Source organism: Kitasatospora sp. NPDC127111, assembly GCF_042677465.1.
Classification (GTDB): Bacteria; Actinomycetota; Actinomycetes; order Streptomycetales; family Streptomycetaceae; genus Kitasatospora.
This window is the reverse complement of sequence record NZ_JBHXTG010000060.1, coordinates 18428-34120: the sequence shown is the minus strand read 5'-3', so window position 1 is coordinate 34120 and position 15693 is coordinate 18428. Positions and strand designations below refer to the sequence as shown.

16 protein-coding genes are annotated in these 15693 nt (G+C 73.5%); 8 read left to right on the top strand and 8 right to left on the bottom strand.

Annotated elements, in window-relative coordinates:
• Nucleotides 1-64: 64 nt before the first annotated feature.
• Nucleotides 65-1378 (bottom strand): MFS transporter, encoded by a 1314-nt coding sequence (locus ACFVHB_RS29410; RefSeq protein ID WP_380328258.1) that lies wholly within the window; start codon nt 1376-1378, stop codon nt 65-67.
• Nucleotides 1375-2610, bottom strand: coding sequence for an aminotransferase class V-fold PLP-dependent enzyme (locus ACFVHB_RS29405; protein ID WP_380328256.1), 1236 nt, complete (start codon nt 2608-2610; stop codon nt 1375-1377). Before ACFVHB_RS29405 ends, ACFVHB_RS29410 begins: the two co-directional genes overlap by 4 nt.
• On the opposite strand from ACFVHB_RS29405, the gene ACFVHB_RS29400 reads away from it, so the two are divergent.
• The 3 genes from ACFVHB_RS29400 to ACFVHB_RS29390 all read left to right on the top strand — a co-directional run bounded on the left by ACFVHB_RS29400 (nt 2609) and on the right by ACFVHB_RS29390 (nt 6201).
• Nucleotides 2609-4030 carry a PLP-dependent aminotransferase family protein gene (locus tag ACFVHB_RS29400; protein ID WP_380328254.1) on the top strand — a complete coding sequence of 474 codons (1422 nt, stop codon included), beginning with the start codon at nt 2609-2611 and terminating at the stop codon, nt 4028-4030. The two genes, ACFVHB_RS29405 and ACFVHB_RS29400, sit on opposite strands and share 2 nt — an antisense overlap.
• Nucleotides 4031-4126: 96 nt before the next feature.
• Nucleotides 4127-5089, top strand: coding sequence for an NAD-dependent epimerase/dehydratase family protein (locus ACFVHB_RS29395; protein WP_380328252.1), 963 nt, complete (start codon nt 4127-4129; stop codon nt 5087-5089).
• 206 nt (nt 5090-5295) lie between these two features.
• Nucleotides 5296-6201, top strand: a complete 906-nt coding sequence (locus ACFVHB_RS29390) for an RNA polymerase sigma-70 factor (protein ID WP_380328250.1) — start codon at nt 5296-5298, stop codon at nt 6199-6201.
• A gap of 53 nt (nt 6202-6254) precedes the next feature.
• Here the strand turns inward: ACFVHB_RS29390 and ACFVHB_RS29385 are convergent, their stop codons facing one another.
• On the bottom strand, nt 6255-6587 hold the full coding sequence (locus tag ACFVHB_RS29385; protein ID WP_380328307.1) for a winged helix-turn-helix transcriptional regulator: 333 nt from the start codon (nt 6585-6587) through the stop codon (nt 6255-6257).
• A 262-nt stretch (nt 6588-6849) separates the two neighbouring features.
• Here ACFVHB_RS29385 and ACFVHB_RS29380 point away from each other — a divergent pair, with 262 nt between their 5' ends.
• A complete protein-coding gene (locus ACFVHB_RS29380) occupies nt 6850-7722 on the top strand; it encodes a PhzF family phenazine biosynthesis isomerase (RefSeq protein WP_380328248.1) in 873 nt (290 codons plus the stop codon).
• Between the two features lie 28 nt (nt 7723-7750).
• Here the strand turns inward: ACFVHB_RS29380 and ACFVHB_RS29375 are convergent, their stop codons facing one another.
• Complete coding sequence (locus ACFVHB_RS29375; RefSeq protein ID WP_380328247.1) at nt 7751-8878, bottom strand: NADH:flavin oxidoreductase; 1128 nt, start codon at nt 8876-8878, stop codon at nt 7751-7753.
• A gap of 181 nt (nt 8879-9059) precedes the next feature.
• On the bottom strand, nt 9060-9614 hold the full coding sequence (locus tag ACFVHB_RS29370) for a hypothetical protein (RefSeq protein ID WP_380328245.1): 555 nt from the start codon (nt 9612-9614) through the stop codon (nt 9060-9062).
• Nucleotides 9615-9706: 92 nt separating this feature from the next.
• Between ACFVHB_RS29370 and ACFVHB_RS29365 the strand changes: the two genes are divergently transcribed.
• Nucleotides 9707-10219, top strand: a complete 513-nt coding sequence (locus tag ACFVHB_RS29365; protein ID WP_380328243.1) for a PadR family transcriptional regulator — start codon at nt 9707-9709, stop codon at nt 10217-10219.
• 106 nt (nt 10220-10325) lie between these two features.
• Here ACFVHB_RS29365 and ACFVHB_RS29360 read toward each other — a convergent pair whose 3' ends face one another.
• Together ACFVHB_RS29360 and ACFVHB_RS29355 are read right to left on the bottom strand one after the other, a co-directional pair.
• The gene (locus tag ACFVHB_RS29360) at nt 10326-10637 is read right to left on the bottom strand and encodes a hypothetical protein (RefSeq protein ID WP_380328241.1); all 312 of its coding nucleotides are present in this window, start codon (nt 10635-10637) and stop codon (nt 10326-10328) included.
• Entirely contained in the window at nt 10634-11257 is a 624-nt protein-coding gene (locus tag ACFVHB_RS29355) for an RNA polymerase sigma factor (RefSeq protein ID WP_380328239.1), read from the bottom strand. The genes ACFVHB_RS29360 and ACFVHB_RS29355 overlap by 4 nt, the downstream gene beginning before the upstream one ends.
• A gap of 470 nt (nt 11258-11727) precedes the next feature.
• On the opposite strand from ACFVHB_RS29355, the gene ACFVHB_RS29350 reads away from it, so the two are divergent.
• Nucleotides 11728-13473, top strand: coding sequence for an RICIN domain-containing protein (locus ACFVHB_RS29350; RefSeq protein ID WP_380328237.1), 1746 nt, complete (start codon nt 11728-11730; stop codon nt 13471-13473).
• Nucleotides 13474-13645: 172 nt separating this feature from the next.
• Here the strand turns inward: ACFVHB_RS29350 and ACFVHB_RS29345 are convergent, their stop codons facing one another.
• On the bottom strand, nt 13646-14422 hold the full coding sequence (locus ACFVHB_RS29345) for a DUF72 domain-containing protein (protein WP_380328235.1): 777 nt from the start codon (nt 14420-14422) through the stop codon (nt 13646-13648).
• A 117-nt stretch (nt 14423-14539) separates the two neighbouring features.
• Between ACFVHB_RS29345 and ACFVHB_RS29340 the strand changes: the two genes are divergently transcribed.
• On the top strand, nt 14540-14824 hold the full coding sequence (locus ACFVHB_RS29340) for a hypothetical protein (protein WP_380328233.1): 285 nt from the start codon (nt 14540-14542) through the stop codon (nt 14822-14824).
• A complete protein-coding gene (locus ACFVHB_RS29335) occupies nt 14806-15219 on the top strand; it encodes a PIN domain-containing protein (protein WP_380328231.1) in 414 nt (137 codons plus the stop codon). Before ACFVHB_RS29340 ends, ACFVHB_RS29335 begins: the two co-directional genes overlap by 19 nt.
• Nucleotides 15220-15693 lie beyond the last annotated feature (474 nt).

Sequence of the window (15693 nt, the reverse complement as noted above, 5' to 3'; positions counted from 1 at the left end):
GCGGTTCGTCCACGGGTGGCGCCGCCGCGGCCCGGGGACCGACCGGCCCCGGGCCGCGGCCTGTTCACGGCCCGGCCGGCTCCGGCGCGGTGACGGGCAGGGCCTTCAGGCGGACGACCGGTGAGACGAGCAGCCCGAGGACGACGGCGGCGGAGCCGGCCGCGGCGACGGCGAGCGCGCCGTGGGCGCCGATGCGGCCGGCGAGCAGGCCGGCGCTCAGACCGCCGAGCGCGCCGCCGCCGAACAGCAGGGTGCGGAAGGCTGCCGTCATCCGGCCCATCATCGCCTGCGGGGTCAGGCTCTGCCGCAGGCTGACGATGACGACGCCCGCCACGCCCAGGCCCAGGTAGGTGGTGAAGAAGGAGAGCACGAACAGGGTGAGCACGGCCGGCCGCGGCCCGGCGGCGAGCGGGATCAGGGTCGGGCCGAGCAGCAGCGCCGACTGGGCCACCAGGTAGACCCGGCCGAGCGGGAACCGGGCGATGACCCGGCGGGAGATCAGCGCGCCGATCAGCCCGCCCACCGAGGCCGTCGCGAAGACCCCGCCGATCGCGGTCGAGCCGAGGTGGAGGTCGTTCGTGCCGTAGAGCAGGAACATCGTCCAGACGGTGACCATGGAGAAGTTGCAGCAGAAGCCGATCAGCGCCAGTGCCCGCAGCACCCCGTCGCGCAGGACCCAGCCGAGCCCGTCCCGGAGTTCGCGCAGCAGGTGGCGTTCGGCGACCGGTTCGGGAGGCGGCTCGGGTGTGCGGATCAGCAGCAGCGACACGACGGAGGCCGCGTACGAACAGGCGTCCACGACCAGCGCCACCGGTGCGGTGAGCGCCGACACCAGGAGACCCGCCAGCCCGGGCCCGGCGACGTCGGCGGCGGAGGAGCTGGTGCCCATCCGCGCGCTCGCCTCGACGTAGTGCTCGGGCCGGCGGACCAGGACCGGCACGTAGGACATCCAGCTGACGTCGAACACCACCGAGGCGATGCCGACCGCGCAGGCGATCACCAGCAGCGCGGTCAGGGCGAGGGCGTGCCACCAGTACAGCAGCGGGACCAGCCCGACCAGGGCGAGCCGGACGAGGTTGGCGCCCAGCATCACCGGCCGGCGCCGGGCCCGGTCGGTCCAGACGCCGATCAGCAGGGCCAGCCCGAGGTACGGGACGAGCTGCAGGAAGCGCAGCAGTCCGACCTGTTCGTCGGTGGCGTGGAAGGCGCGGATCGCGGTCAGCGGCAGGGCGAGGTTGGTGACCTGGGTGCCGAGCAGCGAGACGGTCTCGCCGAACCAGAAGACCAGGAAGTCCCGGTTGCGCCAGAGGCTCTCCGCCGGCTCCGGCGCGGTCGACGGCGGGGTGGCGGGGGCGGGCCCGGCCGGGGCCAGGCTCATCGGACGCTCCGGGCGAGCTCGGCGACCGCCGCGGCGACCGCGTCCACCTCGTCCTCGGTGTTGTAGTAGTGCGGCGAGAGCCGCAGGCACCACTCGACCTCCTTGTCGGCGAAGTCGAACTGGGCGAACTCCCGGAAGCTCAGCGCCGAGTTGACGCCGCGGGCGTCCATCGCCGCCTTGAACGGCTCCGGCCGCCACCCGTCGACCGCGACGGTGACCAGCGCGGCCGGGGCCGGCCCGCCGTCGAGCACCCGGACGCCGGGCAGGCCGGCCAGCCCGGTGCGCAGCCGCGCCGCCAGGGCGGGGGTGCGCCGGGCGACGGGAGGGAGCCCGACCCGCAGGGCGTAGCGGACGGCGGCCGCGCTGCCGAGCACGGTCGCGTACGGGAACTCCCACTCCTCGAACCGGGCCGCGGTGTCGACCGGGCGGTAGTAGCCGGGCGCGACCCAGCGGGCGCCGTGCATGTCGAGGAACAGCGGCTCGTAACCGGCCCCCAGGACGCGGTCGGAGACGAAGAGGAAGCCCGAACCGCGCGGCCCGCGCAGGAACTTGCGGCAGGTCGCGGTGAGCAGGTCGCAGCCGATCTCCTCGACGTCGATCTCGAACTGGCCGACCGACTGGCAGGCGTCGACCAGGTAGAGCAGGTCGAGCTCGCGGCAGTGCCGGCCGATCTCGGCCACCGGCTGGACCAGTCCGGAGTTGGTCGGCACGTGGGTGGCGGCGACCAGGCGCGGGCGGCGCGCGCGCATCAGGGCGGCCATCGCGGCCACGTCGACGCCGCTGCCGTCCGCGTGGTCGGGGGCGTGCACGATCTCGACGCCGTGGCGCCGGCGGAGCGAGAGGAAGGCGATCTGGTTGGAGATGAAGTCGTTGCGGGTGGTCAGGATGACGTCGCCGGGGCGGAAGTCGATCGCGGACAGGGCCTTGGAGTAGGCGTGGGTGGCGCTGCCGGCGAAGGCGATGTTGCCGGGCCGGGTGTTCAGCAGCTGGGCGACCGCGGCGTGGAAGTCGGCGACCTCGGCCGCCCGGGCCGCGGAGGCCTCGTAGCCGCCGATCGTGGCCTCCAGGTCGAGGTGGTCGACCATCGTGCGCAGAACCGGGCGGGCGAGCAGGCCGCAGCCGGCGTTGTTGAAGTGGATCACCGACTCGCAGCCGGGGGTGTCGGCCCGCAGGGCGGCGAGGTCGAGGAGCGGTTCCGGTGCTGGCGCGAAAGCGCTATCCTGGGTCTTCATGTATGACGGTAGCAGTACTGAGGCCCTGGTGGCGATCCTCCGCACGGAGATCGCCGGGCTCGCCCCGGGCGACCGGCTCCCCAGCAGCCGGGACCTGATCGCCCGGCACGGGGTCGGCCCGGTGACGGTCTCCCGGGCGATCGCCCTGCTGGCCGCCGAGGGCGTGGTGGTCACCCGCCCCGGCAGCGGCACGTACGTGGCCACCCGCCGCCCGGCGCGGTCCGACGAGGCGGCGGACACCTCCTGGCAGGCGGTCGCCCTGGCCGGCCGCGACCTGGGCGTCGGCGCCGACGAGGCCGACGGCGCCGACGGGGCGTCAGCGCCCCTGCCGGGCGGCGCGATCGCGCTCTCCGGCGGCTACCCGCACGAGAACCTCCAGCCCACCCGGGCGCTCGGCGCCGCGCTGGCCCGGGCCGCCCGCCGCCCCGACGCCTGGCACCGCGCCCCGGCGGCCGGCCTGGCTCCGCTGCGGGCGATCTTCGCCCGCCAGGTCGGCGGCGGGGCCGGACCGGAGGACGTGCTGGTCACCGGCGGCGGCCAGGGCGCGCTGTCGCTGCTGTTCCGGGCGATCGCGGCCCCCGGCAGTCCCGTCCTGGTGGAGTCGCCGACCTACCCCGGCGCGCTGGCGGCCGCCCGCGCCGCCGGCCTGCGCCCGGTGCCGCTCCCGATGGACGAGGACGGCATCCGCCCCGAACTGCTCGCCGACGCCTTCGCGATGACCGGGGCCCGGCTCCTCTACTGCCAGCCGACCTTCCAGAACCCCACCGGCACGGTGCTCGCGCCCGAGCGCCGCCGCCAGCTCGTCGACGTCGCCCGCGCCGCCGGGGCGTTCCTGATCGAGGACGACTTCGCCCGTCATCTCGGCCACGGCCGCCCGGTGCCGCGCCCGCTGGCGGCCGACGACCGCGACGGCACCGTCGTCCACCTGACCTCGCTGACCAAGCCGGCCTCGCCCAGCCTGCGGATCGGCGCGGTGGTCGCCCGCGGCCCGGTGATGCGGCGCCTGCAGGCGATGCGCCGGGTGGACGACTTCTTCATCGCCCGGCCGCTCCAGGAGGCCGCCGTCGAACTGCTCAGCACGCCCGCCTGGGACCGCCACCTGCGCACCCTGTCCGGCGCGCTCCGCGACCGCTGCGCGGTGCTGGCCGACGCGCTGGCCCGGGAGCTCCCCGAATGGACGCTCGCCCGCGTCCCGGCCGGCGGACTGCACCTCTGGCTGCGGCTGCCGTCCGGCCTCACCGACACCGCCGTCGCCGACGCCGCCCGGGCGCACGGCGTCGCCGTCAACGCGGGCCGCCGCTACTTCCCCGCCGAGCCGCCGGGCGCCTACCTGCGGCTCGGCTTCGCCGCGGCCGCCGAACCCGGCGACCTCCCCGAGGCGGCGCGCCGCCTGGCCGGCGCGGTGCGCTCCCTGGGCTGACGCTCCCCGTGTGACGCGGGTCACGCGCGGGGGGCGTCACGTCCGGGCCCGCCCGCTTGTCCCACGGGCGTCACCAAAACGAGGGGAGTCACCGACATGAAGGTTCTGCTGGCGGGTGCGAGCGGGGTGCTGGGCCGGAAGGCCGTCCGGGAGCTGACCGCGGCCGGGCACGAGGTGGCGGCGCTGGGCCGCGGGGCCGGGAACGCCGTCCGGGCCGACCTGCTGGACGGCGAGGCGGTCCTGCGGGCGGTCGACGGGCTGGCCTTCGACGTCGTCGTCCACGCGGCGACCGCGCTGCAGGGGAAGTCGATGATGCGCCACCAGGACATGGCGCCCACCAACGTCCTGCGCACCGAGGGCACCGCCAACCTGCTCGCCGCCGCCCGGGAGACCGGCGCCAGGCGCTTCGTCGTCGAGTCGATGATGTTCGGCTACGGGTACGGGGACCACGGCGACGAGAAGCTGACCGAGGACGGCGCCCCGTTCGGGCCGCAGGAGGCCGACCCGTGGCTGGAGCGGCACGTCGGCGCGATGCGCACCAAGGAGGAGCTGGCCTTCACCGCGGACGGCATCGAGGGGGTGAGCCTGCGCTTCGGGATGTTCTACGGCGCCGGGGTCACCGGGACCACCGTGCTGCCCATGCTCCGCAAGCGCGCGCTGCCCGTCGTGCCCGACCGCGGCCGGGCGCTGTCCTGGGTGGACGCCGACGACGCGGCCCGGGCGATCGTCCTCGCGGCCACCGTCGAGCGGGCCGCCGGGCAGGCCTACAACATCGTGGACGACACCCCGCTCGGCTTCGGCGGTCACGTCCGGGCCGTCGCCGGGGCCTTCGGCGCGCCGGCCCCGATGACCGTGCCGCTCTGGCTGCTCAAGCCGGCCCCGCTGGCGCACACCATCATGGCGACCAACCTGCGGCTCGCCAACGACAAGGCCCGGCGCGAGCTCGGCTGGGCGCCGGGCCACGCCGACTGCGTGGCGGGGCTGCGGGCGCTCGCCGCGCGGAGCGCCCCCGGGCAGGGCGTCGCCGCGGAGGGCGCCGCTGGGCAGAGCGCCGCGTAGGGCGTCGCCGCGTAGGCGCGGTCGCGTGGGGCGTCGTCGCGTGGGGCGTCGTCGCGTTGCGCGCCGTCGCGTGGGGCGTCGTCGCGGAAGGGGTCGCTGCGTGGGGGCCGGTCGCGTAGGGCCCGGGCGTGGGCGCGCGGGCCGGTGATGTTCCCGCTCCGGAGGGCCTTGCCGCCGGGCGCGTGACGCTGGCAGCCTGACGGTCCATGATCGAATCGACGCCCGCGGCCGCCGGGCAGGCCACGGCCACCCCACTGGACCTGTTCACCGAGCACCGCCGGCTGCTCTTCGCCACCGCCTACCGCATGCTCGGCAGCGTCGCCGACGCCGAGGACGTCCTGCAGGACGCCTGGCTCACCTGGGACCGCGTCGACCACGCGACGGTCGGCCACCCCAAGGCCTACCTGGTCCGCACGGTCACCAACCTCGCGCTGAACCGCCTGAGTTCGGCCCGGGCCACCCGGGAGTCGTACGTCGGCCCCTGGCTCCCCGAACCCCTGCTCACCACCCCCGACATCGCCGAGGAGGCGGAGTTGGCCGACACCGTCTCGATGGCGATGCTGGTGGTCCTCGAAACGCTCGGTCCGGTCGAGCGGGCCGTCTTCCTGCTGCGCGAGGTCTTCGGCTACTCGTACGCCGAGATCGCCGAGACCCTCGACCGGCCGGAGGCGACGGTCCGCCAGATCGCGCACCGCGCCCGCGCCCACGTCCAGGCGCGACGGCCGCGCTTCGACACCGACGGCGTCCGGCGTCAGGAGGTGACCGAGAGCTTCCTGGCCGCCTGCGCCGGCGGCGACCTCAACGCCGTCATGGCCCTGCTCGCCCCCGACGTCACCGCCTGGTCCGACGGCGGCGGCAAGGTCACCGCCGCCCGGCGCCCGCTGCACGGTCTGGACGCCGTGGCCCGCTGGATGCTCGGCGTGCTGGCCAAGCCCGAACTCCAGGGCATGGCCATGGAGTCCGCGCAGATCAACGGGGAGGAGGGCATCCTGTTCACGATGGGCGGTCACCCCGTCGGCGCGCTCTGCTACGACCTCTCCGAGGGGCGCATCCAGAACCTCCGCTTCCAGGTCAACCCCGACAAGCTGGCCGGGCTCGCGGCCTCGTCCTGACCGGTCTTCCGGCGGTGGGCCCCGGTCGCGCGGTGCGGCCGGGGCCTCGCCCCTCACGCCTCGCCGCGGCCGGGCTCCTGCTCCCGTTCGTCCTGATCGCCGGCCTGCTGCTCCCGTGCCTGCTGCTCCCGCGCCCAGGTGGTCGCCCACTCGTTGAACGGGCGGAGGGCCAGACCGAGGGACGCCCCCAGCGGGGTGAGTTCGTAGCCGTCGGCCGCGGGGGTGACGACGCCGTTCGCGGTGAGCTCGCGGAGCCGCTGGTAGAGGACGCTGGACGACAGCCCTTCGCAGCGGGCGAGCAGGGCGCGCGCGCCGAGCGGCCCCGCGCGCAGCTCCCAGAGGATCCGCAGCGCCCAGCGGCGGCCGAAGAGGTCCATGGCGGCCATCAGCGGCCGGCCGGTGGTCGAGCCGCGGACCGGCTTTCCGGGGCGCGGTGTCGGCACGGTTCCCCCTTGTGTTTCGTTATCCGAAACACTAGCATTCGGGCACTGTTTCGGATTCAGAAACACGCTCGGGGCACGGCAGGGGAGGACCGATGTCACGGACAGCGCCGCTGGAACCGCCGGAACCGCCGTACACCGGTCGGCCCGGGCGGATGCCGTACGAACCCGGCGCGCCACGCTTCACCGGCGTGCTGCCCGGCCGCCGGTGAGCCGCCGGACCGCGGCGTTCACGGTGGTGGACGCGTGCCTGCGCGACGGCCGCGGCGGCAGTCCGACCGCGGTCGTGGACGAGCCGGACGGCGCGCCCCTGACCGACGACGAGCGCCGGGCCGTGCCCGCCCTGGCCGGCACCTCGCACGCGGTCTTCCTCTCCGGCGGCCGGTCCGCGCCGGCCGTGCGCTTCTTCACCGCGGCGGGCGAACTGCCCGCGTGCGGTCACGGCACCGTGGCCGCCCTGGCCTACCTCGCCGAACGCGCCGGCGGCCCGGAGCACCGGGCCACCCTGCGCGCCGCCGGCCACGACCTCGTCGGCCGTACCGTCCGCGCGGCGTCAGGGCACCGGGTCGCCCTCACCACGGGCCCGGTCGGCCTGCGCGAGCCGACGGCGGCCGAACTCGCCCTGCTCCTGCCGGCGTTGGGGATTCCCGCCGACGCGCTCGCCCCCGGGGCCGGTGTCGCCACCCTGGGGCGCCCGCGCCTGCTCGTCCCCGTCGCCACGCCGTCCGCCCTCGCCGCCCTGGCCCCGGCCGCGGAACGCCTTCGCGCCGCCTGCGACCGCCTGGGCCTGCTCGGCTGCTACGTCCACACCCCGCCGTCGGTCGCCGGCCGGGTCGCGGCCCGCATGTTCGCCCCGTCGATCGGCGTCCCCGAGGACATCGCCAACGCCAACAGCACCGCCTGCCTGGCCGCCCACCTGTTCACCCGGCAGGGCACGACCCGGCTCACCGTCGACCTGGGCGACGCCCTGGCCGCCCCGGCCACCATCGCCACCCGCGCCCGCCCGGTGCCGTCCGGCCTGCCCGGGCCCGTCCGGGTCGAACTCACCGCCACCGCCCGCGTCCGGCCCGGGCCCCGGTGAGCCCCGGGCCCGGGCCGCCGCGCAGCCGCTAGCTCAGGGTCCGCACGGCCGCCGCGTCGTACGGCTTCAGCTCGTCGAAGCGGTCCCCCAGGACCTTCGCCGCCCACTCCGGGTCCTGGAGCAGGGCGCGGCCGACGGCCACCAGGTCGAACTCGTCGCGCTCCAGGCGGTCGAGGAGGTTGTCGATGCCCTGGACCGGGGCGCCCTCGCCCGCGAAGGCGCGGATGAAGTCGCCGTCGAGGCCGACCGACCCGACGGTGATGGTGGGCCTGCCGGTGAGCTTCTTGGTCCAGCCCGCGAGGTTGAGGTCCGAGCCCTCGAACTCCGGGAGCCAGTAGCGCCGGGTGGAGGCGTGGAAGGCGTCGACGCCGGCCGCGGCGAGCGGGGCCAGGATCGCCTCCAGCTCCTCCGGGGTCTCGGCGAGCCGCGCGTCGTAGGCCTCCTGCTTCCACTGCGAGTAGCGGAAGATCACGGGGAACTCGGGGGAGACCGCCTCGCGGACCGCGGCCACGATCTCGGCCGCGAACTTCGTCCGGGCCACGGCGTCGCCGCCGTACGCGTCGGTGCGGCGGTTGGTGCCCGCCCAGAGGAACTGGTCGACGAGGTAGCCGTGGGCGCCGTGCAGCTCGACCCCGTCGAAGCCGATCCGCTCGGCCGCGGCGGCGGCCTCGGCGAAGGCGCCGATGACGTCGTCCAGGTCACGCTGGGTCATCGCCTTGCCGGTGCCCTCGGTGCCGTCGACGCGGAGCCCGGAGGGGCCCATGGCGGGGGCGTCGGCGTAGGGCGGCTGCCCCTGCTCGCGGACCATCCCGATGTGCCACAGCTGCGGCACGATCCTGCCGCCGGCCGCGTGGACGGCCTCGGCGACCCCGGCCCACCCCGCCAGCTGCTCCTCGCCGTGGAACCGCGGCACCCGGTCGCTCTGCCCGGCCGACTCGTGGCCGACGTAGGTCCCCTCGGTGACGATCAGGCCGACACCGGCGGCGGCGCGGCGGGCGTAGTACGACCGGACGTCCTCGCCGGGGACGCCGCCCGGGGAGAACATGCGGGTCATCGGGGCCATCACGATGCGGTTGGGGACGGTCAGGCCGTTCAGTGCGACGGGCCGGGCGAGGACCTCGGCGGCGCGGGAGGCGGCGGATCCAGTCACGGTCATGCGTATTCCTCGGGGTGTCAGGCTGTACATGCACATGCATCGAACGCTGCAGGGGTCAACCGTTCCGGCGGCCGCGGCATTTCACCCCGGGGCGGCGCGGTGCTGTGATCCAGGACACCGAGGAGGCCCCGACCGTCCGCGCGGTCGGGGCCTCTCCTCGTTCAGCGGGGAGCCGGTGCGGTCAGTGGGAGCCGGCCTTGGCCTGGACCGCGGCGACGTACTTGACGGTGAACAGCATCGGCAGGGCGAAGCCGGCGACCTGGACGAGCGTGGCGGGCGTCGAGTGGGCGTTGCCGGCGTGGTCGATGACCGCGAGCACGGCGGCCGTCACGGCGAAGGCCGCGGTCCACACGGCGGTGATGACGACGTTGGTCCGGATGAACGGCTTGAGGCTCCAGACCTCGCGGGGGGTGCTGCGCTTGGCGATGCCCAGGGTGAACGGCTTGCCGATCAGCAGGGAGACTCCGGCGATCAGCGCCAGGGTGGCCGAGGAGAGCGCCGCCGAGTAGTCGTGGACGCCCGAGTCCGGGTTGGCGAAGGCGACCGCCGCGAGGACCGCGAAGAAGCCGGCCGAGCCCAGCTCGATGATCAGTGCGTCGAATCCCGCCCCGGCCGTCCGCTGCTGGGCGATCAGCGCCACCGCCACCAGCAGGGCGGCCACGGCGGACCACTGCCACTGCCCGGACGGAAGCACCGAGAAGACGATCCACGGAAGGAAGGTGCGCAGGTACGACATTGTCGAGTCCCCCTCGATATTCCACTTCTGACAGGTCTGAACTTACATATAGCGCTAGTGACATGTCAACAGTGGAAGGTAGGATCGTTCGCATGAGCCTTCGACACGCCCTGCTCGGCCTGCTGTCCGAGCGCCCGGCCAGCGGATACGACCTGCTCAAGAGCTTCGACACCGCGTTGGCCGACGTCTGGCCCGCCACCCAGAGCCAGATCTACACCGAGCTGTCCAAGCTCGCCGACGCCGGACTGATCAGTGTCACCGCGGAGGGTCCGCGCGGCCGCAAGGAGTACACCCTCACCCGCGAGGGGCTCGCCGAGCTGCAGCACTGGCTGACCGAGACCAAGCCCCAGCGGAACACCCGCAGCGACGTCCTGCTGCGGGTCTTCTTCCTCGGCGTGCTCACCCCCGAGCAGGCCCGCGGCTACCTCACCGGACTGATCGAGATGTCCGACCGGACCAGCGAGCAGCTCCGCGGCCTCGACGAATCCATCGACTGGGGCGGCGACCAGCTCTCCGTCTACGGCCGGATCGCCCTGGAGTACGGCCTGCGCTTCAACGCCATGCGCCGCGAATGGGCCGAGTGGGCGGCCGGCCAGATCCACTGACCCCGGGGGAGGGCACGACGGAGGCGGCACGACGGAGGCCCGGAGCGCGGCGGCACGACGGAGGCCCGGACCGATGAGCGGTCCGGGCCTCCGGTGGGGCGAACGCCTACGGCCGGGCCTCCGCGCCCGGACGCCGCGCCGTGGTGAGGGTGCACACCCCGTCCACGCACTCGCGCTTCAGCCGGCCACGGGAGATCGTCTGCGCCAGGCCGATCGTCCAGCAGGCGGGGCAGCCGCGCAGCGCGATCAGGCCGAACGGCGCCGCCAGCAGCGCGCCCGGGCCGATCACGGGGGTCAGGGCGATCGAACCGATGATCAGTCCGAAGCCGATGACGCCGCGCGCCAGGTGACGCGGAACGGACGTGCTGGCGAACCCCGTCTCGGGCGCGCGGGGAACCTTCGTGGGCGTCACGGTCATCGTCCTCCTCCTGCTTCTGCTTCTGCTCCTGCTCCTGCTCCTCCTCCGACTCCGACCGGCGGATCGACGACTTCCCCGGTCATGGCCAGGGACTCGCGCAGTGCCGCGCGGGCCCTGTGCAGCCGCGACTTCATCGCGGGCGTGCTCAGGCCGAGCGCACGGGCCACGGCCTTGCCGGGCAGGCCCTGCACGTCCCGCATCACCAGGACCTGCCGCTGGTCACGCGGCAGGGCACTGACCGCGGCCGCGATCCGCTCCGCCTCCAGCCCGCGCAGCACGGCCTCCTCGGCGGACGGTTCCGCGTCGGCCTCCGGTCCGGCGGACGCCTGGTCGGCGCGGGAGACGAGCAGCCGCACCTGCCGCAGGCATTCGTTGCGGACGATCCGGAACACCCAAGAGGCGAGCGCCCCGGTCGCCCGCAGGGTGCCGATCTTCCGGTAGAGGATGATCAGCGCCTCCTGCGCGGCGTCCTCGGCGTCCTGCGGTGAGGCGCACAGGGACAGGGCGAACCTGCGGACATGGGGCTGCGACTCCACGACGACGGCCGTGAGCGACGGGACGTCGCCGGCCCGGGCGGCTTCGATCAGCCGCTCGTCGGGCCAGGGGAGACGTCGGTTCATGTGCCCTCCTCGCGTCCGGAACGCACTCATCGGGTCCGGCTCTTCCGGCGCCTCGTCAGGTGCCAGGTGCACGCACCCACGAGCAGCGTGCCGATCACCGCGATGCCGACGACCATCATGGTTCCTCTCCTCCCGCGTCCACCGGCCCGTGCGGCCGGTCACGTGGATGAGAGGAAGGCGGGCCCGGAAAGGATTCGATCCTGAAAACTTTGCGGCCCGGGGCAACCCTTCCGGCGGCGGTGGCAACTGGGTGGTGTCCGGACAGGCGGTCTGGTCACGAACACCGGCTGAAAGAGAGCATCGACATGTTCCCTCGCCCCTCAACGTCACCGGACGAGGCGTCCAGCGGCGGCCGCGCCCGTCGTGGTCGCGCGTCGTCCAGCTCGGGTGTTCCGGGGCGGCGGCCGACGCATCGCGGCCGCCGGTTCTACCAGCGTCGGAGCTTCTGGGCGGCCGTCAGTCTGGCGGTCGTGGGCGGCTCCGTGGTCGTGGTCAACACGGCCTCGGCGGGAACCGTGGACACCAACGCCTGGTACGTGCTGGTCAACCGCAACACCGGCGAGGCGCTGGACGGCCTCCACTACGCCACCCAGGACGGTGCTTCGCTGGGGCAGTGGGGCCGTACCGGCGGGACCAACCAGCAGTGGAAGTTCATCGATTCGGGTGACGGGAACTACCGGCTGCAGAACCGGAACTCCGGCAAGGTGCTGGACGACTACAACTGGTCGAAGACCGAAGGCTCCGAGCTGGTGCAGTGGCGCGACCTGAACGGCGCCAACCAGCAGTTCCACCTGGAGAAGTCGTCGGACGGCTACGTGCGTCTGATCAACCGCTTCAGCGGCATGGCCGTTGAGGTCCCGCTCGGCTCCAAGCCCGACGGGGGCCACCTCGCCCAGTACCACGACTGGAACGGCCCCAACCAGCAGTGGCAGCTCGTCCCGGCCGGTAGCGGCAACGGCACGGGGAACACGGGGAACTCCGGCAGCACCACGCCCACCACGCCCACCATGCCCACCATGCCCACCACGCCCACGACGCCCATCACGCCGGGCGGCAGCGCTCCGACGAGCCAGGCGCCGAGCACCCGCCCGGCGTCGCCGCCGCCGTCGGCGTCCCCGACCGCCACCGGCGGCAGCTCGGCGACGCGTTTCCTGGGCAGTAGCACGGTGCTCATCGGCGGCAGCATGAACGACACCTCGGCGAAGGCCGCGCCGTTCGACGTGCGGTACGCCTACGTGCACAGCCAGCCCGCGCCCTCGTCGGACTACTACACGGCCTCGCGCTGCAACGCCGCGTGGTCGGGCTGGTGGGGCTGCTGGACCGGTGACACCACCGCGCCCGGCACCTACGTGACCTGGCGCGACAGCTACGTGGCCCAGGCGACGTACCAGGGCAAGCCGCGCCCGCAGAAGAACCTCTGGACCTGGTACTCGCTGCGCGACCTCGGAGACGCGGCGGGCCAGGGCGACGGTCCGGGCGAGGTCCAGGCCATCAACCGGACCGATCTGCTCACCCGCTACCTGAACGACTACCGCTTCTTCCTCCAGAAGATCGGCACCTCCCAGGACATGATCGACCTCGAGCCCGACTTCTGGGGCTACGTCCGGTCGCTCGGCAACCCGCACCAGGTCGCCGCGCAGGTCAAGGCCGCGAACCCGACGGACTGCGGATCCCAGGAGAACAGCGCCGCCGGCCTGGCCCAGTGCCTGATCTCGATGGCGCACAAGTACGCGCCGAACACCGGCGTGGGTCTGCACCTGTCCTGCTTCGACTGGCAGCAGAACACCCCGCAGTGCGTCAAGGACTACGCGGACCTCGGGGCGAAGAACGCCGACTTCCTGGTCACCGACGTGACGGACCGCGACGCGGGCTGGTACGCGCTGCCCGCCCACGGCAGCCGTGACACCTTCTGGAACGACCAGAAGGCCTATGCCGCACTCGGGTTCTACAAGACGATGGCCGAGTCGGTGGGCAAGCCGGTGGTCCTGTGGCAGGTGCCCCTGGGCAACATGGCGCAGAACAACACGCCCGACCACTACAAGGACGACAAGGTCGACTGGTTCTTCTCGCACCTGGACCAGGTGGCGAACGCACACGTCGCCGCCCTCCTGTTCGGCGCCGGCTGGCAGGAGCAGACCACGCCCGAGACCGACGGCGGAAACCTGATCAACAAGACGATCGCGTACCGCAACTCGGGCGGCACACCGCTCAAGTAGCCGCACCCAGCCGGTCGGCCCCCTGCCGAGCACTCCTCGGCCGGCGCCGACCGGCTGCCGCCGCCCAGGGACCCCGGCCGCAGCGCGCCGCCGGGGTCCCTCGCCGCGGTCCAGCAGGTGTCATGGAAGCGCCCGCTCCGGACTTCACCGGAGACGATCAGTCGACCGCGGATCATGCCTTCCGGCCCGTCAGGCTCTGCGGCGTCCGGCTCACCGTCCGATCGGCCTTGGCGGCCGCTCGCGCGAAGGCGACGGCGTCCAGGGGAGCCGCGCCGCCGGGGTCATTGTTGAAGTACGCGTACACGTCGGCCTCGTCCGGCCAGGCTTCGCCGACCCTCGCCACCCAGGTGGCCAGCGACTGCCGACCGTACCGGGGCGGCGGCTGCGCCAGACCGGCGTGGAAGCGCAGATAGCCCCAGCCGGCGGTCCGCCACAGCGGAGTGACCGGGCGGGCCCGCCGGTCCGCCCAGCAGAGGGCGGCGCCGCGCCGTTCGAGCACTGCCCGGATCTCCGGCACCCACCACGAATCGTGGCGGGGTTCGACGGCCACTCTCACCCCGGGCGGGAAGCAGCCCAGGCAGCTGTCGAGGGCGTCGACGTCCGCCCGCAGGGTGGGCGGGAGCTGGAGCAGGACCGGTCCGAGCCGCGGGCCCAGCCCTGCGGCGGCCGACAGGAGCCGCCGCACCGGCTCCTGCGGGTCGTGCAGCCGCCTGATGTGCGTGAGGTAGCGACTGGCCTTGACCGCCATCACGAACCCCTCCGGGGTCCGCTCCCGCCAGGCGGCGAAGGTCTCGGCCGTGGGCAGGCGGTAGAAGGCGTTGTTGTTCTCCACCGTGACGAACCGCTGGGCGTACTCCTCCAGCCAGAGCCGCCGCGGCATCCCCGGCGCGTACAGGACACCCCGCCAGTCGTCGTACTGCCAGCCCGAGGTGCCGACGTACAGAGGCACACATCCATGGAAGCACGAAGCGCCTGCTGACGGGCGTCCGTCCTGAGCCAGCTCGGTCTCCAGAGGACCCCGAACCGCCACCAGCCAGGATTCCTACTCCTTTGATAATCTGGGCTCATGACTGAGCTGCCCTACAGCATCGGCGAAGGACCGGCCACCAGGGTCAGCCTCTCCCTGCCCGAAGGTACGGCCGAGGCGATCCGCCAACGGGTGGGCAAGCGTGAGTTCTCGGCGTTCATCACTGCAGCCGTCGAACGGGAGCTGCGGGGACGGATCCTGGATGAGTACCTCGCCGACTATGAACGTCGGCAGGGGCCGATCTCGACAGCAGAGCAGGACCGGGCCCGGCAGGTCTTCGACGAGGTGTTCGCCGAGGAGGGCGGATGGCCCGTCGCAAGCTGAGCCATGAAGGCACTCTGGTGCTCGACTCCGAGGGCCTCTCGAAGCTGCTCAATGACCACGAGCCGGCCGTCGCGCTGGTCGCCGAGGCCCGCAAACGTGGCATGGAAGTCGTGATCAGTGCCTTGACCATCATCGAAGCCGCGCACAGCCGTATCGATCAGGCCCGCCTCCGGTGGATTCTGTCCGGGCTGAGAATCGTGCCGGTGGGCGACGAGGAGGCTCGTGCGGCTTCCGCGATGCTGATCGCCGCTGGCCTTCATGGCCACAAGTACGCGATCGACGCCGCTGTTGCCGAGATGGCTCTGCGGCAGCAGCGGCCGGTCGTCGTGCTGACGTCGGACATCGACGACATGGCGAAGCTCTGCGGAGATCGCGTCCGTCTCGTGGCTGTCTGACGGCTACCGTTCGACGACGTGGCCGGACGGGAGACAGGGCCACCAAGAGGGTCCGTGGAGACTGCGGATGGGACGGAGAACGACGAAGGCCCGGGCCGCGTGATGCGGTCCGGGCCTTCGTGAAGGCGGAGGATACGAGATTCGAACTCGTGAGGGGTTGCCCCCAACACGCTTTCCAAATGTTCGTCCGACTGTCCAGAGGCGACCGCAGGCGTCCTGACCTGCACCGGAGCAGGGCACTCGCCGACCTGTGGACGTAGCTGGACGGGAGTGAATGCAACCAAAGCTGCAACCACGCGCTGGAGTCGATCCGATGCCTCGATCTGGCGGCGGGAGCCGTAGCCCTTCGGGCGGCGGCGCAGGAAGACGGCGGGCAGGCCGGTGGCGGCCGACAGCGCGACGACGAGCGGCACGCCGCCCAGCTCGATGCCGGCCAGCGCTTGGGCGTCGTCGGGGATGAGGGCGGCCATCGCG

Coding starts and splice junctions, on each gene's coding strand:
- ACFVHB_RS29335 (WP_380328231.1), top strand. CDS start 14,806: ATGGCCCGTCGCAAGCTGAGCCATGAAGGCACTCTGGTGCTCGACTCC.
- ACFVHB_RS29395 (WP_380328252.1), top strand. CDS start 4,127: ATGAAGGTTCTGCTGGCGGGTGCGAGCGGGGTGCTGGGCCGGAAGGCC.
- ACFVHB_RS29375 (WP_380328247.1), bottom strand. CDS start 8,878: ATGACCGTGACTGGATCCGCCGCCTCCCGCGCCGCCGAGGTCCTCGCC.
- ACFVHB_RS29355 (WP_380328239.1), bottom strand. CDS start 11,257: ATGAACCGACGTCTCCCCTGGCCCGACGAGCGGCTGATCGAAGCCGCC.
- ACFVHB_RS29400 (WP_380328254.1), top strand. CDS start 2,609: ATGTATGACGGTAGCAGTACTGAGGCCCTGGTGGCGATCCTCCGCACG.
- ACFVHB_RS29390 (WP_380328250.1), top strand. CDS start 5,296: ATGATCGAATCGACGCCCGCGGCCGCCGGGCAGGCCACGGCCACCCCA.
- ACFVHB_RS29385 (WP_380328307.1), bottom strand. CDS start 6,587: ATGGCCGCCATGGACCTCTTCGGCCGCCGCTGGGCGCTGCGGATCCTC.
- ACFVHB_RS29410 (WP_380328258.1), bottom strand. CDS start 1,378: ATGAGCCTGGCCCCGGCCGGGCCCGCCCCCGCCACCCCGCCGTCGACC.
- ACFVHB_RS29370 (WP_380328245.1), bottom strand. CDS start 9,614: ATGTCGTACCTGCGCACCTTCCTTCCGTGGATCGTCTTCTCGGTGCTT.
- ACFVHB_RS29365 (WP_380328243.1), top strand. CDS start 9,707: ATGAGCCTTCGACACGCCCTGCTCGGCCTGCTGTCCGAGCGCCCGGCC.
- ACFVHB_RS29405 (WP_380328256.1), bottom strand. CDS start 2,610: ATGAAGACCCAGGATAGCGCTTTCGCGCCAGCACCGGAACCGCTCCTC.
- ACFVHB_RS29360 (WP_380328241.1), bottom strand. CDS start 10,637: ATGACCGTGACGCCCACGAAGGTTCCCCGCGCGCCCGAGACGGGGTTC.
- ACFVHB_RS29340 (WP_380328233.1), top strand. CDS start 14,540: ATGACTGAGCTGCCCTACAGCATCGGCGAAGGACCGGCCACCAGGGTC.